The 24449-nt window shown below is 51.0% G+C and carries 23 protein-coding genes; 11 read left to right on the top strand and 12 right to left on the bottom strand.

The annotated features are described in order from the left end of the window. From AC6R1A_RS11865 to AC6R1A_RS11845, 5 genes are all read left to right on the top strand, one after another. Positions 1-1093: tripartite tricarboxylate transporter permease (locus AC6R1A_RS11865; RefSeq protein ID WP_500646182.1), on the top strand; the 1093-nt coding region annotated here is incomplete at its 5' end. Between the two features lie 176 nt (positions 1094-1269). After that, positions 1270-2670: a TolC family protein gene (locus tag AC6R1A_RS11860; protein WP_500629926.1), complete on the top strand. Its 1401-nt coding sequence runs from the start codon at positions 1270-1272 to the stop codon at positions 2668-2670. Between the two features lie 9 nt (positions 2671-2679). After that, a complete protein-coding gene (locus tag AC6R1A_RS11855; RefSeq protein ID WP_500632601.1) occupies positions 2680-3684 on the top strand; it encodes an HlyD family secretion protein in 1005 nt (334 codons plus the stop codon). Beyond that, positions 3681-4880 carry an ABC transporter permease gene (locus tag AC6R1A_RS11850; protein ID WP_500632600.1) on the top strand — a complete coding sequence of 400 codons (1200 nt, stop codon included), beginning with the start codon at positions 3681-3683 and terminating at the stop codon, positions 4878-4880. Before AC6R1A_RS11855 ends, AC6R1A_RS11850 begins: the two co-directional genes overlap by 4 nt. Next, a complete protein-coding gene (locus AC6R1A_RS11845; RefSeq protein ID WP_500632599.1) occupies positions 4877-6013 on the top strand; it encodes an ABC transporter permease in 1137 nt (378 codons plus the stop codon). The genes AC6R1A_RS11850 and AC6R1A_RS11845 overlap by 4 nt, the downstream gene beginning before the upstream one ends. A gap of 9 nt (positions 6014-6022) precedes the next feature. Here AC6R1A_RS11845 and AC6R1A_RS11840 read toward each other — a convergent pair whose 3' ends face one another. Both AC6R1A_RS11840 and AC6R1A_RS11835 read right to left on the bottom strand, forming a co-directional pair. Beyond that, a complete protein-coding gene (locus AC6R1A_RS11840) occupies positions 6023-6460 on the bottom strand; it encodes a DUF3859 domain-containing protein (protein ID WP_500632211.1) in 438 nt (145 codons plus the stop codon). Beyond that, complete coding sequence (locus AC6R1A_RS11835) at positions 6430-6825, bottom strand: ATP-binding protein (RefSeq protein WP_500629931.1); 396 nt, start codon at positions 6823-6825, stop codon at positions 6430-6432. The genes AC6R1A_RS11840 and AC6R1A_RS11835 overlap by 31 nt, the downstream gene beginning before the upstream one ends. Before the next feature lie 182 nt (positions 6826-7007). Here AC6R1A_RS11835 and metA point away from each other — a divergent pair, with 182 nt between their 5' ends. Then, entirely contained in the window at positions 7008-7949 is a 942-nt protein-coding gene (metA, locus tag AC6R1A_RS11830; RefSeq protein WP_334550485.1) for a homoserine O-acetyltransferase MetA, read from the top strand. Between the two features lie 194 nt (positions 7950-8143). Further along, on the top strand, positions 8144-8860 hold the full coding sequence (gene pilW, locus AC6R1A_RS11825) for a type IV pilus biogenesis/stability protein PilW (protein WP_500629932.1): 717 nt from the start codon (positions 8144-8146) through the stop codon (positions 8858-8860). A gap of 181 nt (positions 8861-9041) precedes the next feature. Here the strand turns inward: pilW and rlmF are convergent, their stop codons facing one another. After that, on the bottom strand, positions 9042-10151 hold the full coding sequence (gene rlmF / locus AC6R1A_RS11820) for a 23S rRNA (adenine(1618)-N(6))-methyltransferase RlmF (RefSeq protein WP_500632598.1): 1110 nt from the start codon (positions 10149-10151) through the stop codon (positions 9042-9044). A gap of 51 nt (positions 10152-10202) precedes the next feature. After that, positions 10203-10712 carry a M48 metallopeptidase family protein gene (locus tag AC6R1A_RS11815; RefSeq protein WP_500632606.1) on the bottom strand — a complete coding sequence of 170 codons (510 nt, stop codon included), beginning with the start codon at positions 10710-10712 and terminating at the stop codon, positions 10203-10205. Positions 10713-10822: 110 nt separating this feature from the next. Here AC6R1A_RS11815 and AC6R1A_RS11810 point away from each other — a divergent pair, with 110 nt between their 5' ends. Further along, positions 10823-11053: a glutaredoxin family protein gene (locus tag AC6R1A_RS11810; protein ID WP_334550489.1), complete on the top strand. Its 231-nt coding sequence runs from the start codon at positions 10823-10825 to the stop codon at positions 11051-11053. 11 nt (positions 11054-11064) lie between these two features. On the opposite strand, the gene AC6R1A_RS11805 is transcribed toward AC6R1A_RS11810, so the two are convergent. From AC6R1A_RS11805 to AC6R1A_RS11790, 4 genes are all read right to left on the bottom strand, one after another. Continuing rightward, positions 11065-13473, bottom strand: a complete 2409-nt coding sequence (locus tag AC6R1A_RS11805) for an ATP-binding protein (RefSeq protein WP_500632597.1) — start codon at positions 13471-13473, stop codon at positions 11065-11067. A 91-nt stretch (positions 13474-13564) separates the two neighbouring features. Further along, positions 13565-14782: an ABC transporter substrate-binding protein gene (locus AC6R1A_RS11800; RefSeq protein WP_500646181.1), complete on the bottom strand. Its 1218-nt coding sequence runs from the start codon at positions 14780-14782 to the stop codon at positions 13565-13567. Positions 14783-14861: 79 nt separating this feature from the next. After that, the gene (gene modF / locus AC6R1A_RS11795) at positions 14862-16337 is read right to left on the bottom strand and encodes a molybdate ABC transporter ATP-binding protein ModF (protein ID WP_500632595.1); all 1476 of its coding nucleotides are present in this window, start codon (positions 16335-16337) and stop codon (positions 14862-14864) included. Between the two features lie 41 nt (positions 16338-16378). Next, entirely contained in the window at positions 16379-17248 is an 870-nt protein-coding gene (locus AC6R1A_RS11790; RefSeq protein ID WP_500632594.1) for a LysR family transcriptional regulator, read from the bottom strand. A gap of 133 nt (positions 17249-17381) precedes the next feature. On the opposite strand from AC6R1A_RS11790, the gene AC6R1A_RS11785 reads away from it, so the two are divergent. Then, complete coding sequence (locus AC6R1A_RS11785; protein WP_500632593.1) at positions 17382-18626, top strand: MFS transporter; 1245 nt, start codon at positions 17382-17384, stop codon at positions 18624-18626. Then, a complete protein-coding gene (locus tag AC6R1A_RS11780; protein WP_500632592.1) occupies positions 18623-19183 on the top strand; it encodes a DUF1415 domain-containing protein in 561 nt (186 codons plus the stop codon). The genes AC6R1A_RS11785 and AC6R1A_RS11780 overlap by 4 nt, the downstream gene beginning before the upstream one ends. A 22-nt stretch (positions 19184-19205) precedes the next feature. Here the strand turns inward: AC6R1A_RS11780 and AC6R1A_RS11775 are convergent, their stop codons facing one another. After that, positions 19206-20276, bottom strand: coding sequence for a sensor domain-containing diguanylate cyclase (locus tag AC6R1A_RS11775; RefSeq protein WP_500632591.1), 1071 nt, complete (start codon positions 20274-20276; stop codon positions 19206-19208). A 288-nt stretch (positions 20277-20564) separates the two neighbouring features. On the opposite strand from AC6R1A_RS11775, the gene AC6R1A_RS11770 reads away from it, so the two are divergent. After that, positions 20565-21140, top strand: a complete 576-nt coding sequence (locus AC6R1A_RS11770; protein WP_500627853.1) for a nucleoside triphosphate pyrophosphohydrolase family protein — start codon at positions 20565-20567, stop codon at positions 21138-21140. Between the two features lie 445 nt (positions 21141-21585). On the opposite strand, the gene btuD is transcribed toward AC6R1A_RS11770, so the two are convergent. The 3 genes from btuD to AC6R1A_RS11755 all read right to left on the bottom strand — a co-directional run bounded on the left by btuD (position 21586) and on the right by AC6R1A_RS11755 (position 24435). Then, positions 21586-22338, bottom strand: coding sequence for a vitamin B12 ABC transporter ATP-binding protein BtuD (gene btuD, locus AC6R1A_RS11765; RefSeq protein WP_500632590.1), 753 nt, complete (start codon positions 22336-22338; stop codon positions 21586-21588). Continuing rightward, on the bottom strand, positions 22325-23320 hold the full coding sequence (gene btuC, locus AC6R1A_RS11760) for a vitamin B12 ABC transporter permease BtuC (RefSeq protein ID WP_500632589.1): 996 nt from the start codon (positions 23318-23320) through the stop codon (positions 22325-22327). The genes btuD and btuC overlap by 14 nt, the downstream gene beginning before the upstream one ends. An 86-nt stretch (positions 23321-23406) precedes the next feature. After that, entirely contained in the window at positions 23407-24435 is a 1029-nt protein-coding gene (locus AC6R1A_RS11755) for a succinylglutamate desuccinylase (RefSeq protein WP_500632588.1), read from the bottom strand. Positions 24436-24449: the final 14 nt, after the last annotated feature.

Below are 24449 nucleotides of genomic sequence, written 5' to 3'. Positions count from 1 at the left end.
TTTTGCCTTGATGCTGCTTGGCCTCTCCGCTGTTGCGGCGTTTGCTGGCAAAGGGCAAGTGATCAAAGCATGGATGATGACGGTCCTCGGTTTGATGCTCTCTACCGTCGGAATTGATAAAGGCGTCGGCGTTGAACGCTTCACCTTTGGCCTAACTGATCTAATGGATGGCTTTAGCTTTCTTCTGCTTGCCATGGCCACTTTTGCACTCGGTGAAACTTTAATGGGTATTCTCAAACCGGAGCAAGATACCCGCAACGAAGAGCAAAGTAAGATGAGCGACATCGGCAGCATGAAAGTGACCAAGGAAGAGATCAAAGAAGTGGCACCAGTCTCGATTCGCTCTTCCATTTTGGGCTTTTTCACCGGTGTATTGCCGGGTGCAGGGGCAACCATTGCCGCGTTTCTTAGCTATGGCATGGAACGAAACTTAGCGCCAAAAGAGAAGCGTGAAGAGTTCGGTAAAGGCAGCATTCGTGGTCTGGTGGCGCCGGAGTCGGCCAACAACGCCGCATCGAGTGGTTCTTTTGTGCCGTTGTTAACGCTGGGTATTCCGGGTTCGGGCACCACCGCCATCATGCTCGGTGCGCTGATCGCCTATGGAATTCAACCGGGGCCGCGTTTGTTTGTTGAGCATCCGGATGTGTTTTGGTCGGTGATTATCTCAATGTACTTTGGCAACATCGTGTTAGTGATCTTGAACTTACCGCTGATCCCTTACATTTCACGCCTGCTGGCCGTGCCGCGCACCGTGCTGCTACCGATGATCTTATTTTTCTCGATAACCGGTGTGTACTTGGTCTCGTTTAACACCATGGATGTGTTCATCATGTTGCTGATTGCCGTTGGTGCCATCGCATTGCGTTTATCCAACTTCCCACTCGCGCCGCTGCTGCTTGGCTTTATCCTTGGCGGCCTGATGGAAGAGAATTTACGCCGCGCTTTGATGATTAGCGATGGTGAGCTGAGCTTCCTTTGGGAACGCCCTATCACCTTCACCTTTACCGTGCTCGCCGCGCTCGTACTACTCAGCCCACTACTGGTCAAACTGTTACAAGCCTTGAAAGGTTCGCCAAAACAGATTGAGCAGTAATCAGTCGAAAGTAGTCATTCGAACGTTGTTTTCTCCCGAGGGCGTTATCGCCCTCGTTTTCTTTCCTTACGCATTAATTTCCTTACGCATCAAACCTCATAGATGGATTGCTTGAACAAAAATTAGAGTATAGACTCTAATTTATCACTTTCATTTAAGCGAGGACCGCACACGTCATGCCTATTCGCCCTTTAGCTTTGATGCTCGCCTGTTGCGGCGCAGTGTCTAGCGTGGCGCACGCTGCCCCGATCAGTTTTGAACAAGCGTGGACGCTGCTCCAACAAGAGAACCACTCACTCGCGGCCTCGCGCGCGAATGTTGACCGTTACCAAGCGCTGCACTCCGCAACCGATAGCCTAAATTTGCCGTCTGTCACCCTAGGCGCCAACTACACACGCCTCGATACCGACGTGACCCTGTCTGGTGAGCAGCTCTTTGACAGCACAGGGGCAACGATGCCCAACCTTGGCCCCACCTTCGGTGGATTGGTCTCACAGCTCGGCAGCGTGACCTCTACCATCACCGAGCGCGACATATTCTCCTCCTCCATTCGCGCCGTTTGGCCAATCTTTACTGGCGGTCGCATCGATGCCGCGCAAAGCGCCGCGCAAGGGAAAAGCGAACAGGCAAAGAGTGAGCTAGCAATGGAAACCCAAGCGCGCTTTGAAGATCTCAGTAAATACTATTTTTCCGTTTTATTGACACAAGACGTACTGCACACCCGACAACTGGTGGAAGCTGGGCTAACCAAACACAGAGACAACGCACTCAAGCTCGAACAACAAGGGCAAATCGCCCGCGTCGAAAGGCTGCAAGCGGAATCCGCGTTGGACAAAGCCGTGATTGAGCGCAAGAAGGCGCAAAAGGATCTCGATATCGCCCAAGCGGCGCTGACGAAAATTCTCAACCAAACCGACGGCGTCGAGCCCTCAGACCACTTGTTTATAAATCCAAGCCTGCCGCCACTGGATCTGTTTATCGACCGCACGTTAGCCACCTACCCAGGCCTCGCTCTGCTTGACGCCAAAGAGAAGCAAGCCAACAGCCTGATCAAAGCGGAAAAAGGCCGTTACTACCCAGAAGTGTACCTCTATGGCGACTACAGCTTGTATGAGGATGATTCCCTCGCAAGTCAGCTGAAACCCGAGTGGCTCGTGGGCGTTGGTGTCAATGTGCCTCTGATTGACACCTCCGGCCGCTCAGAGCAGGTCAAAGCGGCGCACAGTGCGGTGTCTCAGGTTAAATATCTCAAAGCGCAGGCGAAACAAGATCTCTCCGTTCTGGTCCAGAAGACCTATTTAGAAGCGCAGCAAGCGCGAGAAGAGGTCCAAGGGCTCGATTCAAGCTTGTCACTGGCGCAGGAGAATCTCAAACTGCGCGAAAAAGCCTTTTCGCAAGGGCTTTCGACGTCAACCGATGTCGTCGATGCCCAGCTCTATGTCGCCAGTGTTGAAACACAAAAAGCCGCCGCCAGTTTTCAATACCTTGTGTCACTGTCCAAGTTGTTGGCTCTGTCGAGTGAAATGGACAGTTTTAAACAGTATCAATATAACGCCATCCCGTTGTCGAATCGTTAAGGATCAAAGATGAACCAAGCCAAACCTTACCTGCTTACCGCAGCTGCAATCGCTCTGACATCTTGGGTCGGCTACAGCGTTTACGACGCCTATCAGCCTCAGCCAGTTCGCTTGCAAGGTCAGATTGAAGCGCAGCAATACAGCATTTCGTCGAAAGTACCAGGGCGTATCGATCAAGTGCTGGTGCGCAAAGGTGACAATGTCACTAAAGGGCAACTCATTTTCACCCTGCACAGCCCTGAAATCGCGGCAAAATTAGAGCAAGCTAAGGCCGGAGAAAAAGCCGCCGATGCACTGGCTCAAGAAGCGGAAAAAGGCGCGCGTGCGCAACAAATCCAAGCCGCAAAAGATCAATGGCTCAAAGCGCAAGCCGCCGCCGATCTGATGGAAAAAACCTATCTTCGAGTCAACAACCTATTTAATGATGGTGTGGTGGCAGAGCAAAAACGCGACGAAGCCAAAACCCAATGGGATGCGGCAAAATACACGGAAAGTGCCGCCTACCAGATGTATCAAATGGCGCAAGAAGGTGCGCGCAGCGAGACCAAAGTCGCCGCCGCAGAGAAAGCCCGCATGGCCGCTGGTGCGGTTGCCGAAGTAGAAGCCTACGCGCAAGATACCCAAATTCACAGTTGGTTTGACGGCGAGGTTTCGCAGGTGCTGCTGCAAAGCGGCGAGTTAGCGCCGCAAGGCTTTCCCGTTGTCACTGTGCTTGATACCGAAGATATGTGGGCCGTGTTTAACGTTCGTGAAGATTACCTGCGCTACTTTAGCAAAGGCACACAATTTAACGCTTACGTTCCTGCGTTGGATAAAGAGATAACCTTCACCGTGAGCCATGTCGCGGTCATGGGCGATTTTGCCACTTGGCGCTCAACCGATGCCAGCCAAGGGTTTGATTTACGTACCTTTGAAGTCGAAGCCAGACCAAGCGAGCCCGTACAAGGCTTGAGGATGGGCATGAGTCTCGCCGTGGAAATTGCCCCTTCACCAATCGAGCAAGGCGCGCAATGATGATACGCCAAGCCATAGCGCAGCAGTGGGCGACCATGACGCGTGATCGGTGGCTCCTCGCTAGCTTGACCTGGATTCCCATCGCACTCGCTTGGTGTATCTGGTCGATATTTTCCCAAGGCATCGCGCGCGATCTGCCTATTGGTGTGGTTAATCTGGATAAGAGTGCGCTCTCTTACACACTTGAACGCGACTATGACGCCACCTCAACCATGCAAGTGACGCGTCATTTTCAAAGCCCCAGTGAGGCGAAAGCGGCACTGGTACAGGGGGAGATCTACGCCTACGCCGTGATCCCGAACCGTTTCGAACAAGAGGCGATTAAACAGCTCGCCCCGCAAGTCAGTGTGTTTTACAACAGCCAAGCGATCTTGATTGGCAAACTGATGAACGCCGCGTTTGTCCAAGCGCATGGGACATTCAATGCGCAGTTAGCCACGTTCGAAGGTCTCGCCGGTGGCAATACAACCCTACTCTCTGCGATGGGCAACGCTGTGCCCGTCTCGACCCAGGTCACTCCGCTGTTCAATAAGAATTCCAATTACGCCCAGTTTTTAGTCAGCGCGATCATCCCAGCGCTGTGGCAAATCGTCATTGTCGTTAGCACGCTCTTAGTGCTGGCCGCCAATCAACGCGATCATGGCCTAGTGCGTTGGTTAGCGCCTTCGCCGGGCGTGGCACTGTGTCGCACTTTACTGCCCTACTTTCCACTATTTTGGCTGCAAGGCGTGGCGTTTTTAGTCTGGTTTAATTCGGGCTTACAGTGGCCGATGCAAGGCAACCTTTGGGTGTTGTTCGCCGCGCAAGTGCCGACCATACTCGCGTGTATGGCCATGGGCAGTGTGTTCTTCTTTTTGACCTTAGATCCCGCGAGAGCGATGAGCTTTGCCGGCGCGTTTACAGCGCCAAGTTTTGCCTTTATGGGTATCACTTTCCCGGTCTCTGACATGTCGCCGCTCGCCCAAGCTTGGCGTTCACTCTTGCCCATCAGTCACTATATTGAAGCGCAGGTGGGCCAAGTCAGCTATGGCGCATCGGCGCTCACCACACTGATGCATCTGACTCCACTGCTTGGCTATCTGCTACCAGCGCTGCTGTGTCTTCTTCTCGCTCGCAAGCACCTCAACAGTGCTATTAACGCTGCAAATGACACAAAAAGGCACGCGCGCGCGGAACTTAAGGAGCACCAATCATGACGTTTACCGCACTGCTGAAAGCGGAGCTAAAGGCGCTGCTGCATAATCCTGTGGTACTTCTCACGGTGTTTGGTGGCGTCGTGTTTTACTCGTTTCTCTACCCGATGCCCTACTCTTACCAAACCCCACGCGAGCAAGTCATCAGCGTGGTGAACTTGGACAAAAGCCAAACCAGCTATCAGCTAGAGCGCATGGTAGATGCGACACCCCAAGTGCACATCGTGCGGCGTGACTCAAGCATAGAAGCGGCCAAAGTGGCCTTTTTAAGCGGCGATATTAGCGGCATTTTGGTGATCCCAGAGCATTTCTATAAAGATCTGATGTTAGGTAAAAGCCCGACCTTGGCTTACGCGGGGGATGCCTCTTACTTTTTGGTCTACGGCACCATTGTCGAAGGCTTGGGGCAAGCGGGTGGCACGCTAGCGGCGCAAACCACAGTGGCGAAATTGCTTGTTGATGGTGAGCCACTGAGCGCAGCGGCCAATCACTTCGCGCCCACCAAGCTCAGCCTCAAACCCACTTTTAACCCGCAAATGGGCTATGTCGATTATGTGGTGCCTGCGGTGTTTGTGCTGATTTTGCAGCAAACGCTGGCGATGGCAGCGGGGTTGATGCAAGGCACACAAAAGCATGGTCGTGGCTATTGGTCTAACGTCAGCCCTCTCGCCTTGATGGGGGGGCGAATGGTGCTGCTGACGAGTATTTACTTGGTACTAAGCGGCTATTACTTCGGGCCGAGTTTTCGCTTGCACGGCGTCGCGCAGTTGGCAAACCTTGCCGAGCTTGTCACTCTATTGCTGCCTTTCTTATTGGCATCCTGCGCGATAGGCATCTGGCTAGGTACGGTAGTACCAAGACGAGAGTTGGTGACATTAGTGGTATTAATCAGTTCAATGCCGCTGATTTTTAGTGCGGGGTTTATCTGGCCACTCGAAGCGATTCCCGATGGCATCGTTTGGTTATCGCAGCTTTTTCCTAGTACGCCCGCCATCCAAGCATTCTTGCGCTTAAATCAGATGGGGGGAGAATGGCATCAAGTCGCGGCGCAATACACACTGCTGTGGGTGCAAGCACTGGGTTGGAGCCTCATGGCTTGGCGCGCATTGCGTGAACATCGCCGCGATAACGTTTGAGCGCCGCGTTTAAAAACCTCGGCGGCGCCAAAACTCATTTTCATCCCGGCCAAACACATCGAAGGTCTTTTGTGCAATCACGCGTCCGTCCATCTCGATGCTCATGTGCCAACGCCCCAAATTCGACTCTAAACCGCCGTCTGGATGAAGCAGTTGAATTGTATCGCCCAAGTAGAAATCCCAATCGTTGCTGCCCACGTGCAACTCGCCGGTGAAAGGCGCTAACGTCTGGCCTTTTTTGCCTAAGATACCGGGATGATCGATACAAAACTCAATCAGCGCACCTTTGGCTTTTTTGATGTTGACGATAAAGCCAAACTCGACGTCCTCGTCAGCCGGAACCTTAGTGGTAAACGCTTGTATTTTAGGAAGATGTTTTGATTTGGAGTCCCATTGGTCGTAAATACCGTAAGAGGTCATTTCAACAACGGGCGATCGCTTTGCCATGTCTGCCACCGTTTTTTCATGTGTTCGATTGTACTGCGCTCAACGCCGTGGATATTTTGAAATTGCCCAGTGCACTCCATCACCACAAACTCAGCGCCAAATTGCTTGGCGAGGCGGTAGTACGGCGCGATTTCCCAGCGCTGGACAAAAGTATTGGAGACAACCACGTCCTGCTTGTTGGTCAGCGCACGTTTGACCTCAGCTCTGCACCACTCGTGCGCATCGGAAATTTTCGCTTTGTCATAGCGGTAAACGCCATCGTCAGCGATAAAATACATATCCGCTTCAAGGTGCACCGCTGGCAGTGTTTTCGCTAGGGTGCTTTTGCCAGAACCTGGCAGACCACGAATTAAGGTCAATTTCACCGCTCTATTACTCCCTTGCGGCCGATGTCCGCTGATTTGTCTGTGGCTGCGCCGACATAGTCTCACCAAGTTCGAGGCGCAGATAGTAAACCAATTTGGCCTAAAAATGCTATCGACATCTCATACTGATTCGGGTAAGTTTAGATGTATAGACGTCCATAACAGAGCTTAGGGAGAAAGCTGTGCCGATTAAGATCCCCGATCAATTGCCTGCCACTGATGTACTGCGTCAGGAAAATATCTTCATCATGAGCGAATCGCGTGCCTCTACGCAGGAAATTCGTCCACTTAAGGTGTTGATCCTCAATCTTATGCCAAAAAAAATTGAGACAGAGACGCAATTTTTACGCCTCTTGTCCAATAGCCCATTGCAGGTCGATATTGAACTGCTGCGCATTGATGATCGCCCGAGTAAAAATACGCCAACCGAGCACCTAGACAACTTTTACCGACAATTTGAGATGATCAAAAAACGCAATTTCGATGGTTTGATCATCACCGGTGCGCCGCTCGGTCTGGTCCAGTTTGAAGACGTGATTTATTGGGACCACCTCAAAACCATCATGAACTGGGCGAAAGAGCACGTCACCTCGACCTTATACGTCTGCTGGGCCGCACAGGCAGGATTAAAGCTGCTCTACAATTTGCCTAAGCGCACTCGCAAAGAGAAGCTCTCCGGTGTGTATCAACATCAAATTCATCATGAGTTTCACCCCATTCTGCGTGGTTTTGACGACACCTTTTTAGCACCGCATTCTCGCTACGCTGATTTCTCACCGGAGTATCTCGCCGAGCATACGGATCTCGACATCTTGGCCACCTCAGACGTGGCTGGCGTTTACTTGGCGGCTACCAAAGATAAGCGCAATGTGTTTGTGACGGGCCATCCAGAGTATGACTCACACACCCTGCACAATGAGTACATCCGCGATCTGAGTGAGGGAATGGAACCGGCGATTCCGGTCAACTACTACCCCAACAACAATCCTGACAACAAACCGTGCGCAAGTTGGCGCAGTCATGGACACCTGCTATTTGCCAACTGGTTGAACTACTGCGTCTACCAGCAAACGCCATACGATTTGGATCACTTCAGCGAAGCCAACTTCACCAAAGACGATTAACGCGTCTAGGGCAACACCCTGTCACCGAATACGAGGGCGCAAGCGCGCCCTCGCTCGCATTCTTTTTCCGCCCACACTAAGAAACTGATAAACCCCTCGCAGAGTCTCACTCATCGGCGCAAACACCAGATGGGATCAGGTATAAAAAAGCACAAGCTTGTTATCTGTTACTGAACCACAAAAGTTGAACGAATATGCGTACCCTTCTCCTTCCTTTGGTGTTACTTCTCTCTGCCTGTGTCACGGTGGACAATAACGCTGAGCCTGAGCTCAATGCCAACCCACGAGAAAAAGCCGATGCGCGCTTAGCCCTTGGCATGGGTTACTTACAGCAGGGTGATATGGTTAAAGCCCGCGAAAATCTGGAAAAAGCCCTTCAGCACGATAAAAGTTATTACCGAGCACAATTGGCGATGGCGCACTATTTCGAGCAAGTCGGTGAAGAAGCGGACGCTGAAAAACTGTATAAAACGGCGCTGAGACAGCACCCGAGAAACGGTAATGTAATGAACAACTACGGCACGTTTTTATGCAAACAAGAACGCTATCCTCAGGCTGATCAACTGTTTAATCGAGCCATTGAGCAGCCCTACTACTACCTGATTTCCGCCAGCTATGAAAATGCGGCACTCTGTGCATTGAAAGCGGGCAAACCCGAACAAGCCATGGGTTATTTCAAACGCACATTGGATCACGACCCGCGCCGTGTCACCTCGCTGCTGCGCCTGACTAAACTTGAAATAGAGCAAGGTGAATACACATCAGCGCGAATACGCTTGATGAACTTCCACCAGCAGTTTGGCGTGCAACAAGCCTCATTGGCCCTACTGATCGAGTTGGAAGAGCGCGCCGGGAACAGCGCGTTAGAAGAGAAGTATCGTAAGCAGTTAGAAGCGCTCTCGAACGGATAAACTGATCATTTTCGTTTGTGAATTTTTTTGTATTCTCGATACAAGATCAGCACAAAATAACCCAGTCCCCACAACAGCAGCAACGCGAACAGCGCAAGAAAGCTATCGCAAATCCAGCTGGGCTCACAGGGCATATAAATCTCAAACTCCATATGCCCTCCTCATCTATTGGTATCAGTGGTTAACGGGGTTTGGTATCAAACCAAGTGGCGCGCTTGGCTTTATCATGAAACGTCCAAGCCATAAAACGGCTCACTTTCTGCCCTTGGCTCATCTCAACCACGCGCACTTCCAGCGCTCCGGCTTTTTCAAGATTTTTACGCAGCCAACGGACATTCTCTTTCTTTGAGATCAAGGTGGAGAACCAAAGGACTTGCGATGCCACATCTCGACTTTCAAACGCCATCTTTTTCACAAACGCGGCTTCACCACCCGGACACCACAGTTCCGCTTTCTGCCCACCAAAATTAAGTATAGGCGAACCTTGCTGCGTTTTGTGTCGTGGTGCATTGGCGGCGGCGGCCTTGTTGCTGCCTTTTTTCGTCCTATTGCGACTTAAATTAGCCAGTTTTTTCTCGCTGCCTTGCTGCGCCTCTTCAAGGGATTTATGAAACGGCGGATTGCAGGTCGTCAGCGCATAACGCTCGCCTTTGGCGATAATGTGTTTAAACACAAACCGAGAGTTACGCTGCAATCGGCTTTCAATTTTGCCTTTCAACACCCCATTGGCGCTCGCGATCTGATTGGCATTGTCCACTGAAACCTCGTCCACATCACTGCCAACGTAGTGCCAGCCATAATCCACCGCGCCAATGATTGGATAGATGCAGTTGGCGCCAACGCCGATGTCTAACGCATGCACGCTCGCGTGTTTCGCCTCAGGCACATCCGCCTCAAGCAGCTCAGCAAGACGATGGATGTAGTCAGCACGCCCTGGAATAGGCGGGCAGAGATACCCTTTAGGAATATCCCACTCACTAACTTGGTAGTGATGCGCCAACAAGGCTTTATTGAGCAGCTTCACTGCGATAGGGTCAGAAAATGGAATGCTCTTGTCACCGGCTGGGGTGGTAATAACATACGGTTTCAGCGCAGGCAGCGCTTTGACCAACGCGGCAAAATCATAGCGTCCTTGGTGTTTATTGCGAGGATGTAATCCCGGCTTGCTTGGCTGCTTTATAAACGTCATCTCACGACTCGAGCGATGCTTGGGCTCAGACTGAGCAGCGCTATTTCGTGTTTTCGGCGCACGTTTGGTCGAAGGGTGCGAATCTTTACGGTGTGTAGCCATGATCTGTAATGCGTAACGTGTTGTGAGTGATCAACAACCAGGCGTTTATGCCTAGTTCGTCGGCTCGTCTCGGGTCTCGAGATAAATCATAAACAATCGAGCGTCGAGTTCCAGTTGATGGTAGTCGGGCTCCATGTGGCAGCACAACGAATAGAAGGCTTTGTTGTGCTCTTTCTCTTTCAAGTGCGCCAGTTCGTGCACCACCAACATGCGCAATAGCGGATCAGGTGCCTCTCGAAATACGCGAGCGATGCGAATTTCATTCTTTGATTTGATTTTTCCGCCATGCACTTTCGACACATAGGTATGAAGGCCAAGCGCATTGTTGATGATGTGGATTTTATTGTCGTACACCACTTTGCTCAGCGGCGCGGTTTTCTTCATATAGCGGTTTTTCAACGCCATGGTGTAATCGAACAGCGCCTTTTCACTCTTAATGGTGTGATTGTTAGGGTAACGCTGGTGAAACCAGGTCGCCAGTCTGCCGGAATCTACCAGTTGCGCCACTTGATCAACGATATGTGGCGGATAACCTTGCACATACCTTAATGCGGGATTGATACTCATCGCTCTACCGAGTTGACGAAAAGGCGCTAGTCTAGCCTATTCGCCCTTGTCATTCACTGACTTTTCATTACACTCATCGCGATCAACCTCACTGGAGAAACCCCATGAAACGCCTCGTGCTTTACGTCAAAGATAAGTGCCCGCACTGCAAAGATGCTCAACGATACTTGGAAGAGAAAGGCTACCCATATCGTTTGACCAACGCGAAAATGCAGCGCGGTCGCAAAGAGCTCGACGCCATTGGCGCTCGCTCCTTACCGGTACTGAAAATCGGCGATCGTTACATGATCGGTTGGAATCCAAAAAACTTCGAGCGCATGTACAGCGGAAAATAGTACCGCTGTTTCTACTTGGGCATCACCTGAGCAAGCACTCGATTAAGCTGCTGAGAATTGATCGGTTTCGTGATCACCTCTTGGCAACCGGCGGCAATCATATTTTCTCGCGTCTCTTCAAACGCATCGGCGGTGCAACCAATCAGCACTGGCGGGGTTTGCAGATTAAGCTGAGTAATAATTTGAGAGGCTTGAATACCGTCCATTTCTGGCATGTGGTTGTCCATAAAAATCACCTCAAAGTGCTCAGACTTGACCCTTTCCACTGCCTCAACCCCATTAACCGCCACCTCGCATTCAAACCCGAGCTTAGAAAGAAACCGCGACAGCACCAAGGCATTCATGCGTGTGTCTTCGACAATCAAGGCGCGCATTCCATCACCCAAGTAATCACTGACGACAGCCTCAGTAGACACCGCCTCTTGCTGCGCTGCAGCGCGTATTATCGGTAAGCTGACAATGAACTCGCTGCCGTGACCGAGTTCGCTCTCTACTCGTATTTCACCGCCCATTGCACCCACCAGTTCAGAGACAATAGACAAACCAAGCCCAGTACCGCCAAAGCGGCGCGTAGTATCCGACTCGGCCTGACTGAACGGCGCAAAAATCACCCGTTGCTTGTCTTGGCTGATGCCAATACCACTGTCTTTAATGCGGATCTGCATCGTTTCGGATGAGTCAGAGAGTGACAAAGACAAATCAATACCGCCCTCGGCGGTAAATTTCAGGGCATTGCCGAGCAAGTTTTGCAATATCTGGGTTAATCGGGTCTCGTCTACCCGAATGACTAAATCCACTGGTAAGGTGCTATCGACACGAAAACTCAGCCCTTTCTCCTCGCATAACGGCTGATAAAGCTGACTGAACTTGGCGACAAAAGGGGCGATCTCCACGTCCGTTGCCACCAATTTCAGCTTACCCGCCTCAATTTTAGAAAAATCGAGGATGTCATTGAGTACCGCCAGCATATGTTGACCGGAATCGAGCAAAGTGGTCATGTACTCGTGCTGCTCGTCAGTAAGGTCTCCTTGTTGCAGCAGCTCACCCACCCCTAAAATCCCGTTCATTGGGGTGCGCAATTCGTGGCTCATAGCGGCAAGGAATTTCGATTTGGCGACGCTGGCCGCGTTGGCTTCCTGCGCTTTTTGCTTGAGTGACTTTTGCAGCTCAACGCGTTCGGTAATGTCACGTTCGACCGCCATAAAGCCCTCAATCTGGTCATCTTTGTCATACAGTGGCGTCAAGGCAAGTTCAATCCAGTACGCCTGCCCCGCTTTGTTGTAATTGACCAACTCGAAAAAGCCCTGCTCTCGGTTATGAATTGCGGTGCGAATCTGGCTGATCACCTCTCGATCACTAAGCGGACCTTGCAAGACATCCCCGGGTTTCTTACCGATCAATTCTTGCTGCTGGTAGCCCGTTAAGCGCTCGAAAGCACTGTTGACCCAAAGAATGTAGCCATTGATATCCGCAAACACCACCGCATCACGCATGTACTTCGCGACCCGAGCTAAGCGTGCAGACTCTGCCTCTCTTCTTTTGAGCTCTTCCGATTGGCGCAGTAGCTGCTGCTCCGAGCGATATAACGCTTGAAATGGCGAGACCAGCACCTTACGCCCCAAAAAATAGAGCACAAAGAGCGCCACACCGGTCGCGGTAATCATCCCAGTCAATAGGCTTTGCACAAACTCTCGTTTGACATCCTCAACCAAACTCGGTGAATAACTGTAGAGCAAGGTAAAGGTGGTATCAGGAATCGGGCGCTCGGCGATGGCCCAAGGGAAAGGCGATACCATACGCCAATCAAACTGCGCTTGGCGGATGCCAAACCATCGCGCGTCATCATGGCCAAAACCGTTGAAAAACTCCGTGCCTTCTAGAGGCGTGACGTAGGCGGCGATGCCCTCTGAGTAACCGTTGTATTTGACAGGTAGGGTTACGAGCAGAAAATCCGCGTCATGATGAGAAAAAATCGAATAGGAGACTGACTCGAGCAACTGACCACTCGCCACTTCCTGAGCGATAAACGTGCTCACCGCCTGCGGTAACACAAGTTCGGAGTAAACTTTATCACCCACAAAGTCATACACGTTGACGAAAGATTGTGAATCGACCGGTTTAAAGCGCGCCAACTTATCCGAGAAGGACGCGGAGTCAGCAACGCCCTCCAACACAGCGCCTAGCAGAATCGGCTGCTCTACGATGTTGGCTAAGCGATCTCGTCTCGACTCTAAATAGGTCTTGAGATAACTGTCTAACGTGGAAAATTTGCTTTTTAAACTCTCGTTAATCACCACTTGCGCCGTTTGCTGTGCTTGATGCTGAACAAACAAAAAACTGGTGAGAAAAAAGACACTCGCGCCCAACAAGATAAACATGGTGAAGAGTTGCATGCCATTTTTTTTGTCAAACTTTAGCATTGAGCGTGCCCTAACCAAACTGGATTCACTATATTGCTCCTCGGGAACTGCCTTGGATGCATCCCTTGTTGTTATTGTTATTTGTTGCCTGCTACTGAGAGTCGGTCAAGCGCAATTTGACGCCATCGTGCTCGTCGTACATCGCCATACACAAATCCTGTGCCGATAAGGCTTCATGTGCATCCATGTTCTCCCTAGAGATCGGGCTAAACGGGTGTTGGTAGCGTTTGACCAAACCTTGCACCGGCGTCTCTAGTGACTCTAGGGCGACTTTCAATGCGCGTCGGTTGGCAGGCATCTCCTGTTGCCACTCGATGCGGTTTGCTGCTGCGATGAGAACGCGTGTCAGGTCATAACCATGGACAAAACCCGCCGGCGCTTGAATATTGGTTGATGTAAACTGCTCCGGAAACAAGCGGCTTGCACGCTCAAACACCCCTGCTTGGAATGGCGTGAGCGCGTTGCTGTAAAAATTAAAACAAGACTGAACAAAGGTCAGTTGCGCTTTTTCTCGCACCTCAAACGGCACATTTTGCGCGAACTGTCCGCCGGTTATTCCCCAGTGACTGTACACGGGCAGGGAGGCATTGAGCTCGGCCACCGCATCAACAACATTTTTGCCTTCACGAGCGTTACCCACCAAAAGCAAACATTGCGCCTTGTCTTGCTGTGCTTGGCGAACGATGTTTCGCGCGTCTGACGCTTGTATGCCCCAGTCAAACCAAGAGACCTTGACCTCAGCATCCACATCACTGGGCAACGCGCGCATCATCGCTTTGTAGTTTGATTTGCCCCAGCCGGTGTTTTCAAGCACTAGGTGGGGTACTGTGCAACCCTGCTCAAAAGCGACGTTGAGAAGAAATCCGCCCACTTTGGAATCATCAACAGAGAGTCGAAAAATAAAGTTCTGATCACTTTCGAGTGAGCGCGTGATTGGCGTTCCTGCAGCCCAAGGCACTAACGTCAATATGCCTTGCTGGTTAATAAAATCACGGTATTTGATCAACGGCGGAGAGTGCATCCCAGCGACAAACACTAAGGCATTGGCATCGCGCAAAAACTCATCCATATGGCGCTTACTGCGTTTGACGTTGCCTCTGTGATCACGCACGACAAAGCGCACAGGTACGCCGTTGAGTTGGTTGTCGACTTCCGCCAGTGCCACTTTCACACCTTGTTCAATCGACTGCGCCGATTCAAGGTGCCCTGTCCTATCCGCATCCAAATAAAGAGTCACGAACTCCGGCTTCGCCGCCCAGGTTACACAACTTAACACCGTGGCCATTATGGCCGCAGAAAACCGCATCATATCGACGCTACTCCCTGAATAATAAGACTATCTTAAGCGTAGATGAGCCGAGCCCGTTTGTCAGGGTGACACACGCCGTTTATGCGCCACTGGATTCACCAATGACAACCCGAGGGACATAACAGCCCATCGACTCATCAATCTCAAAGCTGAGCTCATTGCGGATCGCCTCCAGCTTGTCGGCCTCATAGTGCGAGACATACAAGAGTTGGCTAAGATTTTCACGCGCGATCATCTCTAAACTGTTTTTCACTAACCGACGCCCTAAGTAGTCAACTCCTTGATAGGGCTCATCTAAAATCAACAGGGCGGGTTGTTTCACCAACGCGCGAGCGATTAACACCAATCGCTGCTGGCCGTAATCCAGTTCACGGAACGAGCGCTTGGCGCAGCCAGTCATGTGCAGCATGGCGAGCCACTCGTGCGCGGTTTGCAGCTCGCGCTTAGTCGGCTGCTGATAAAGTCCGATGGAGTCATAAAAGCCCGAGAGAATCGCGTCTAGTACGCTGCAACTGACTCGATACTGCAGATGCAATGAAGAGGAGACCATGCCGATGTTCTGCTTGATTTGCCAGATGGTTTCACCGCTGCCGCGCTGGTGGCCGAAAATGGTGATATCGTTGGAGTAGCATTGGGGGTGGTCGCCAAAAATCAGCCCGAGCAGTGTGCTTTTGCCACAACCGTTCGGGCCTTTAATCTGCCAATGTTGACCTTTATCGATTTGCCAATTGAGCTGGGTGAAAATGGTTTTGTCGGTGTACGCGACCTCGCCATCCTTGATGGCAAACACTGGACTGGGCAGATCATTACTGTGCTGATGTTTGCGCACCAACGCCAACATGTGCTCGCTTTGTTGCTCTGATTGCGATTGCAACTGAGCAATTACTGGGTGCGCATGCCAAGCGGCGGAGGCCATCGTGCTCTCCAATTGACCGTGATGAAACAGCGCGACTTGGTCAACCCAAGGGGGCAAATCCTCTTCACGATTGAAGGTGACGATCATCTGCACTTGCTGCGCCATTTCTGCCAGCGTTGTCGACAGCGACTCACGATGGGCCACATCCAGACCGGAGAACGGATTATCGAGTACCAACAGATCAGGCTTGCTGGCCAGTGCGCGCGCCAACATCACGCGGCGGGTTTCTCCCGTCGACAACTGACGAAAACCACTGTTGGCTAAATGGCACAAATCGAGCTGACTCATCAATTGATTGGCATACTCAAGATCATCACACTGCTGTTTAACCAAGATTTTAACGCTCGTCCCACTATCGATTCTGTCGAGAAAATCGGTGTCATCATTAGCAATTTCTTCTTCGAGTAATTGCTGCTGGCTCGCTAGCGAGACTTGTGCGACGCGGCCTTCACTCCTGTCAACCGCATCCTGAACGCCTTCAAAGGGGGCATCGCCGCACAGCAGTGCACCCAGTTGCGATCCGATATCGCCTTCAGAGCTGAATACGCCCCATGAGTGGCCGTCTTCAATCTCCCATCGTTCAATCTTTAGCGGTGTTAAGTGTTCTGTTGTGTTGAGCTGATGAATGGCAATGCGCATACACGTCCTTTGTTGAGTGTGTTGTTATCCTTATTCGTCCATCATACATAACGCTTTACGAAGTCGATAAAGGTTCGATCCGCAATTGAGAGGTAGCCATCCTTGCGCCAGGCGAGCGCCAAACTGACAGTAACCGGTTGTGTGAACGGCACACCCACGACCGCTTTTTCATGCTCAGGCACCAATTCCAGCAAAGCGGTAATGGCAAATTCCTGTTTGACGATACTAAGAATCATCGGCAACAAGTTGGTCTCAAACGAGAATTTGAGCAGCTTTTGACACGCCTTGGCTTTTTGCTCCAGATACCCACGGTGAAAATAGCCGGGCTTAAACAGCACCAGTTCGTGCTCAAAAAACTCATCAAAATCGATCGCTTGGCGCTGGGCAAACGGATGCATTGGGCTGACCACCGCGACCATTTCCGAATCCAGCAAATGATCGGTGGCTAAGTCCTCGGGCACATTTTCACTGTCAATCACACCAATATCAAGCTCCCCATCGAGCAACATTTGCCGCACCGAGCGCGCCCCCGCATCCACCAGCGTCAATTTAAGATTGGGATAGTGGCTTTTGAACGCCATCATAATGCGCGGAAAAAAATAGGACCCCATCATACTGGGAGCGCCAAGCCTGACTTCGCCTTTTTCCAGCCCCTTCATCTCATCAATAGCCAATTTGGCGTCATCTAGTTGCTGGATGATGCGTTTGGCATGCTCGTAGAGCACCTCTCCCTCTGGGGTTAAGGAGATGCGACGGTCTTCGCGGCGAAACAGCTCAACACCCAGCGTCTGCTCAAATTTTCGAATCGCAATACTCAAGGCAGGCTGCGCAATGTGCAAGGCTTTGGCGGCTTGAGTAAAGTGGCCATGCTCAGCCACCGCGACAAAATAACGCAAAGGTTTACTCTCCAAAATGGCACTCCTCTGGCCGCCTTAATGAGATCAAAAACATATGACAACGATATTTTTAATATATTTTATAAATCAAGATGAGACTGATAATGTGATCACACTCTCCTGACTGATCACACCCATACGAGTAACCATGATTGAACTGTCTAGCCCTGCGTACAAACGAGTGACTTTCAGCCTAGCGCTGGGCTCCTTTCTGGTGTTTTGTAATCTCTACCTATTTCAGCCCATGCTGCCTTTTATGGCCGGTCATTTCAGCGTGTCAGAAACCCAAGTGAACTGGATTTTTGCAGCCAGCACCCTAGCGCTGTCCTTTTTCCTTGTGCCTTGGGCGGTCGCATCCGAGTCCACCGGCAGACGCAGCGTTATGTTGCTTGGCCTGTTTGCGATGCCCGTGATTGGTCTCGCCATGTTCTATACTGAGTCTCTGCTGGGCTTGGTTTTACTGCGCGCGATGATGGGCATCGCGTTGGCGGCCTTTGCCTCTGTCGCCGTCGCTTATATGGTTGAAGAGCTGAGCAGCGCTGCGTTTGGTCAAGCGATTGGTGGCTACATTGCCGCGAACTCACTCGGCGGTATCACAGGGCGTATTGTTGGTGGTACCCTCACCGACCAACTGGGCTGGGAGTACGCGGTACTGGTGATGGCGCTGTTCACCTTAGTTGGCGCTATCGCGGTCGCGTTACTGCTCCCCAAGCAGCAACATTTCCAGCCCGCCAAAGGGATGCTTCGCTACCACAATCGCGCACTGGTCGAGCACCTCAAAAACCGCACTATTTGGCTCGCAATGTTGATTGGTGGTGTCAACTTTGCGCTGTTTGTGAATCTCTATTCGGTGATGGGGTTTCGTCTCGTGGCCGAACCGCATTCTCTTCCAGTTGGGTTGGCGGCGCTGATCTTCCTGTGCTATCTGCCCGGCACATTGAGCTCCAAGCTCACCTCGGTTTGGAATAAGCGTTACCCGCCGCTACTTGGCATCAAAGTGGGCGCGCTAATCAGTATGCTTGGAATGTGGAGTGCCTACGTCGATACCCTACCTTTCATGCTTCTGGGGTTGATGCTGATTAGCTTTGGCGCCTTTTTCACCCACACACTGGCCTACGCGTGGGTGAGCCAAAAAGCGACGCAAGCCAAGGCGACGGCAACTGCACTCTATCTCGTGCACTATTACGTCGGGGGCAGTATCGGGGGCTTTTTCTTGATTTACTGTTGGCAACACGGTGGTTGGGCAACCGTCATCGCTGGTGGCATGCTGCTCTATGTGATGATTTTCTTTCTTTGTGCGGCGCTGTCGCGGCAGACTACCCACACAAGAGTGCCGCCTGTAAAGGCAAATTCTGATATGCTTGGCTCAAATCATAATTTGGAAGCAAAATGACTCTCTCAGCCAACCCTTCTCCTATCATCAGCGCCGTTGAGCAATGGCTTAATCAGGTCGTGATCGGTCTTAACCTTTGTCCGTTTGCCGCAAAACCGCAGCGCAATGGACAAATTCATATCGTGACCAGTGACGCCACCGACGAAGCGTCTCTTCTTGAAGACCTATTGAGTGAGCTTATCGCTCTAGAGGCACTTTCAGTCGAGGAGCGGGAAACCACCTTAGTGGTGGTGCCAGAGATGTTGCAATCGTTTGATGATTACAATCTGTTTATTGATTGGGTGGAAGCCTTGATTAAACAGCAAGGCTATGAGGGCATTTTCCAACTGGCCACATTCCACCCCGACTACTGCTTTGGCGGCACTGAGCCAGACGATGATGAGAACTTAACCAATCGCTCACCCTACCCCGTGTTTCATCTCATTCGTGAAGAGAGCATGGAGAAAGTCTTGCGTCACTACCCCAACCCAGAAGCCATTCCTGACACCAATATCGACCGAGTCGAATCACTGACTGTTCAAGAAAAGCGTCAGTTATTCCCTTATCTGTTCTCCTAAAGCTCTTTAACGCAGTCGCCGATCACGCCGCGGCGTGGTCGGTATGGTACTCGCGCCACTCGATGCGGTTGCGACCACTGGCTTTGGCGCTGTAGAGCCCCTCATCGGCAATGGCGAGAATCTCATCAAGCGTGGATTTCTGGCAGTCTGTCACCCGAGCATTCGCAAAATCGAAGTGGGTCGCGCCAACGGAAACCGTAATGGGTTTACCGTCGAGCAGCGTATTGTTGACCGCACGGTGCATCGCATCAATCACGGTTTTACGTGCGGTCGGATCTCGATCGGGTAGCCAGACGACAAACTCCTCCCCGCCAAAACGGGCGATAAAATCACTGTCGGTTAACTGCGCTTTTAGCGCGTCGGCGGTTTTACGTATCACGTCATCACCAATTTGATGACCAAAGGTGTCATTCACCTTTTTGAAGTGATCAATATCGATGATCGCCAAGCTGCCCTGACCGCCCGCCAGTTTCATGCGTTCCAAATCCACATGAATGGTTTTAAACATCGCGCGGCGATTGGCTAATTTAGTTAAAGGATCGTGGAATGCTTGAAACTCGAGAGAGGCATTGAGCTCTTGCAGGCGCGTCTCCTGCTTACGACGAATCAACTCGACCTCAATCCATGACGCCATCAACTTAAGCGCGTCGATATCAATATCTTTAAATTTACGTGGGTAAGGAATCGGTGAAGAAAAGTTCAAGGTGCCAAAGATTTCATCATCCACAAAAATGGGCACACCGATGTAGGACTCCAAACCAAATGCGTTGTAGGCAGGGTGAATCGCGTGTGCATCGTCCTGGCCCATGTGCTCAATCGCCACAGGACCAAACGATGAGCAGGTGATTTCACAATAGGTGCAATCGTATTCAAAGGTGTCACCCGCTTTAAGATCCGCGCCTTCAGGAACGACGCAGTGCAACACCGTGTATGTGCCGCCATCGATGCGTGACAAAATGCCGATATCTAAATTAAAGCGCTCTAACCCCATCATGATGAGCTGACTCACCTGAATATCAAAGCCTTTACTGTAATCATTGGTGATTTGATACAGACGTCTGATCACTTTTTCACTTTCGCTTTCTATTACCATGATGTTGCCCTATCAGCGTGAAGTCCTTAATAGAATTATAAGCATCAACTCCCATACAGAAAGAGGGGTTCTCTTGCTTTTCATTCAAAATGGAAGCGTGGTAGCCATTTTATCAGCGGTCAATGGACGAGCTCGAACGTATCACAGGGTACGAATATCAAATGAGTCGTACGAATACAGAGTTACTCTGGCGGGACATAGGGCGGTTTGTTACTATTGCCGCACGTCTTAACCTTTGCTTACTCTCTTCACGTTTGGCAATACTTCGTAACCCTAGGCTTAGCTGATATGCAATTGACCCAACTCACCACTGAACTTTTCAATCACCTGTACCAAGACATCACCGAATTTCGTAGCACTTTCGATTTACCTGTCGCCTCACCTGAAAGCTTAGACGACAAAGCGGATACTCTCCATACGTCTTTAATCATTGAAGAAATGACCGAACTGGCTGAAGCGGATTGCAAAACCGAACAAGCCGATGCGATTGTCGATAGCGTCTATGTTTTGATGGGTCGATTGGTGCATCTAGGCCAGCAACGTATTGAAGATAACCTTGCGATCAACTATTTGATTGATGTGTTGCTTAATGTGGCCGTTAACCGTGGTATCGACTTTCTGCCGTGTTGGGATGAAGTACACTCGAGCAACATGAGTAAAGTGTGTCGTAATGAGCAAGAATTCGCTGACACCGAAGCGCACTACGCCAAGCAAGGTATCGAGCTGACCGCAGTGAAAAAAGGCGATTACCTGATCGCGAAATGTGCCAAAGATTTTGTGTCAGACGCAAAAACCATCCGCCAAGGAAAGGTGTTGAAATCGGTCTATTACCGTCCTGCGGATTTGGCACCGCTGACTCAATAACCCGTTTTACAGCGCTCGTTTTTCCTGAACAAAAAGCTTCCTCTACAATAAGCGCTCATCAAGAAAAGTTGCGCTAGAAAAAAAGCCGCCACCTACGGACGGGAATCCTTAGGTGGCGGAAGCTGCCATAGTCATAATTTGACGACGTTCAATTTTTCTGGGGTACTGAAAAATTGAATCAGCCTAACAAGAACGAGAATGTATCCCTTTCACTAATGCCAACAGCGTGCCAACTTTTTAAAAATAGTTAAGTTATTGTTTTTAATTAAATTTGTGTGAGAGCTAATAATTTACCGACTCTACTGCTTTGGCACGCGAACCGATTCAGTGCAACGCTGCACTAGTTCAGTTCGACTATTTGCTCTAAAGGCGAGTTCGTGAGGGATAGTGTGGATGATAATGAAATAGATAAGGAGCGCTAAAGCACAGCGAAGTGCGATAAGCGTTAGAACAGCAGAACCCGCTTGCCGCGAATCGATTCGCAGCGAACCTCAGTATTAAACACGCGCGACAGCTGCGCCTCATTCAATACCTCTTCAGGCAGACCAAATTGTTGCAACACGCCGCGATCGAGCAGCGCCACCTTGTGCGCATGAGTCAAGGTTCGGTTCAGGTCGTGGTTGGACATCACCACTGTAATGCCTAATTGGGCGATTTTATCGATCAAACGGTAAAGAAGCGTCTCTTGACCAATATCGAGCGGCGCCGCCGGTTCATCAAGAATCAATACCTTCGCCAACGGATTCAGTGTTGGCCAGACTTGCAGACAAATCCCACATAGGCGCACTCGTTGCCACTCCCCACCAGACAACTGATGAATCGAACGATGCAGCTTATCCTCTAACTGCAACCACTGAGCGAGGGTGTGGACCGCCGCATTTACCTCATCAAGCACGCTTTTCGCTTGGCTTGGCAGCGACAGCGCCAGGTACTGCACGACTTCAATGTTAAACGCTGGGCGATCGCTTTGGCTTAAAAAAGCCCGGCAGGAGGCTAAAGAAGGCATCGACGCCTTGGCCACATCAAGCTCACCAATCCTCACCTCCCCTTTCGCCGTTAATAGCCCTGCGATAGCGGTCAACAAAGTACTTTTGCCACTGCCATTTGGGCCAATGACATGAACGATTTCTCCCTGATTGACCTCAAAAGAGAGTGGAAGCAAACGCGAGCCAACAGAGAGATTATTAATATGAATCATGATTTTTCAGCAACATCCAAATGAACACCGGTGCGCCTATTGAGGTGGTCACAACGCCAAGCGGCAGTTCCGCCGAATGCAGCGCGGTTCGCGCAATAAGATCCGCCACCAGCACTAATAGTGCCCCGCAAAGCGCAGAGAGTGGCAACAAAAAGCGGTTTTCGCTCCCCAGCGATAAACGCAGCAAATGCGGGACAACCAAGCCGACAAAGCCAATCACTCCACCGAGTGCGACCGCGCCCCCGACCAAAATCGATACCGCCAAAATGAGTTTCCAGCGTACGGCGTCAGTATCGATACCCAGCTGCCTAGCATAAACGTCACCGAGCATCAGGCGATCCAACAGCGCTCCCTTAGTACATAGCCAAACCACAACCGGGATGAGGGCTAACGTCAACCAGTGATGAGACCAACTTGCGCCACCAATGCTGCCCATCAGCCAATACATCAACTGCCTGAGGCTTAAATCATCACTGAAATAGAAAGCCCAAGTGACCACTGCCCCCGACAAAATGCCCAGCGCGACCCCCACCAAGAGAAGACGTGCTGTCGTCAGCTTCATCATTTTGGCAATCGAGACCAACAGTAAGGTAAAGCAGAGCGCACCGACGATCGCTGCTAGCATATAACCTAACGGCGTCGCAAACGCAGGGAAACAAAACAGCACCAGCACCATCATAATGCTCGCGCCACCGGAAATGCCGAGCACACCGGGCTCTGCGAGCACATTGCCAAGCAAGACTTGCAGCACTGCCCCCGACAACGCGAGCGCCGCGCCGATCGCCACGGCAGAGATCAATCTAGGCAGACGCAGATGAACAAGCAACTGGGTTTGAATGTGGCTGAGCTCGCCAAGCGGATTAATGAACACTTCCCCGACCATGACGTAAAACAGACTCACTAGAAGAAACAATCCGGCACCTAACCATGCGGCGCGTGTCCAACGGTGCTGTTTACGATGTAGAAGTTGGCTAAATTCCATGCAAGGTAGGTCAATTTGGCGGGCTAGAAAGAACAGTGGCCTAACGATAACGCTAAGCCACTAAAATGAAAAGTGTTAGAAGACGATTAATCGTAAACGACCTGTTCCTCTTCGTAGCGGACTTTTACCGGACAGACCATCAGTGCCGCGCGCTGTCCAACCGGGACATGACGATTTGGAAAGACGACCGCTTCTCCTTCGTTTTTCGCCAGCAGCGGTTTGTCTCCATCATGGCCAAACACTTCGCCATGTTTGAACGCAGTAAAGTTCTCAACGTCATCGGCAAACAAAAAGTCGAAATCGTCATGCAGGCGAACGATAGTACGACTGACGCGATACATAGTCGGCTTACGCGGTAAGTGCTCTGCTTTACTGCGTGAAATCAAATCGCGCATCGCCAAATCAAACGCAACCAGCTTGCCCAGTTCGTTCTCACCGATTTTGGCCACTTGCCCCAGCTCGACCGTCAGAGCTTGCGCCGCAAAATTCTCTGCGCTGAACCAACTAAAGGTGCTTGAGGGTGCGTTCGAAAACATCACGGCTTCTAAGTGGCCACTGGCAACAAAGTCCATGAGGGCTTTACTGCGCACCGGATGTCGGACTTTCGGGCTGACGGCAAAGGTATAGTGCTTCGATAAACGAATCGCGCAATGCAAATCTAAATGCCAACGGGCGGCAGGGTCAGTACCGTGGTAAAAGCGCCCAACGACATCTTTCAATTCATTAGCAATCGATAGCTCAATGCTCGGCTCGTAGTCTTTATCGTCAAACAGACGATTCAGATTCACGTCAATAAATCGAGTATGAGCATTGGTGGCTTGCGGATGGGCAACGATCAGCAGCAAACGCTCCCTGACCGGCTGGAAACCTGTTTGAATGTCATCGACAATCTTGTCAATGAGCTCCATCGGTGCAGTCTCATCACCATGAATGCCGGTAGACAATACAATATGCTTGGTGGTCTCATCAAAGTCGGCAGGAATCACTTCCAAAACGCCACGTTGATGAAGCCGGAAAACGACGCCATTGGCGACCGTCATTTCACCCACAGGCATCTCTTGATCGACATTGAGGCTGTCAAAAAGAAAAGATTGGCGAAAGAGGGATTTCGTCATGCGCTACTCCTTTA

It is taken from the genome of Vibrio sp. R10-SG3-ISO3 (assembly GCF_059834225.1).
The sequence above is the reverse complement of the archived record's forward strand: the minus strand, read 5'-3'. Positions and strand labels throughout refer to the sequence as shown.

Excerpts from the sequence above, each read along its gene's own strand:
- rlmF (WP_500632598.1), bottom strand. The coding sequence starts at position 10,151 with ATGGCTACACACCGTAAAGATTCGCACCCTTCGACCAAACGTGCGCCG.
- AC6R1A_RS11855 (WP_500632601.1), top strand. The coding sequence starts at position 2,680 with ATGAACCAAGCCAAACCTTACCTGCTTACCGCAGCTGCAATCGCTCTG.
- btuC (WP_500632589.1), bottom strand. The coding sequence starts at position 23,320 with ATGGAATTTAGCCAACTTCTACATCGTAAACAGCACCGTTGGACACGC.
- AC6R1A_RS11775 (WP_500632591.1), bottom strand. The coding sequence starts at position 20,276 with ATGGTAATAGAAAGCGAAAGTGAAAAAGTGATCAGACGTCTGTATCAA.
- AC6R1A_RS11755 (WP_500632588.1), bottom strand. The coding sequence starts at position 24,435 with ATGACGAAATCCCTCTTTCGCCAATCTTTTCTTTTTGACAGCCTCAAT.
- btuD (WP_500632590.1), bottom strand. The coding sequence starts at position 22,338 with ATGATTCATATTAATAATCTCTCTGTTGGCTCGCGTTTGCTTCCACTC.
- AC6R1A_RS11780 (WP_500632592.1), top strand. The coding sequence starts at position 18,623 with ATGACTCTCTCAGCCAACCCTTCTCCTATCATCAGCGCCGTTGAGCAA.
- AC6R1A_RS11860 (WP_500629926.1), top strand. The coding sequence starts at position 1,270 with ATGCCTATTCGCCCTTTAGCTTTGATGCTCGCCTGTTGCGGCGCAGTG.
- modF (WP_500632595.1), bottom strand. The coding sequence starts at position 16,337 with ATGCGCATTGCCATTCATCAGCTCAACACAACAGAACACTTAACACCG.
- AC6R1A_RS11770 (WP_500627853.1), top strand. The coding sequence starts at position 20,565 with ATGCAATTGACCCAACTCACCACTGAACTTTTCAATCACCTGTACCAA.
- AC6R1A_RS11840 (WP_500632211.1), bottom strand. The coding sequence starts at position 6,460 with ATGGCAAAGCGATCGCCCGTTGTTGAAATGACCTCTTACGGTATTTAC.
- AC6R1A_RS11845 (WP_500632599.1), top strand. The coding sequence starts at position 4,877 with ATGACGTTTACCGCACTGCTGAAAGCGGAGCTAAAGGCGCTGCTGCAT.
- pilW (WP_500629932.1), top strand. The coding sequence starts at position 8,144 with ATGCGTACCCTTCTCCTTCCTTTGGTGTTACTTCTCTCTGCCTGTGTC.
- AC6R1A_RS11800 (WP_500646181.1), bottom strand. The coding sequence starts at position 14,782 with ATGATGCGGTTTTCTGCGGCCATAATGGCCACGGTGTTAAGTTGTGTA.
- AC6R1A_RS11805 (WP_500632597.1), bottom strand. The coding sequence starts at position 13,473 with ATGCTAAAGTTTGACAAAAAAAATGGCATGCAACTCTTCACCATGTTT.
- AC6R1A_RS11810 (WP_334550489.1), top strand. The coding sequence starts at position 10,823 with ATGAAACGCCTCGTGCTTTACGTCAAAGATAAGTGCCCGCACTGCAAA.
- AC6R1A_RS11785 (WP_500632593.1), top strand. The coding sequence starts at position 17,382 with ATGATTGAACTGTCTAGCCCTGCGTACAAACGAGTGACTTTCAGCCTA.
- AC6R1A_RS11850 (WP_500632600.1), top strand. The coding sequence starts at position 3,681 with ATGATGATACGCCAAGCCATAGCGCAGCAGTGGGCGACCATGACGCGT.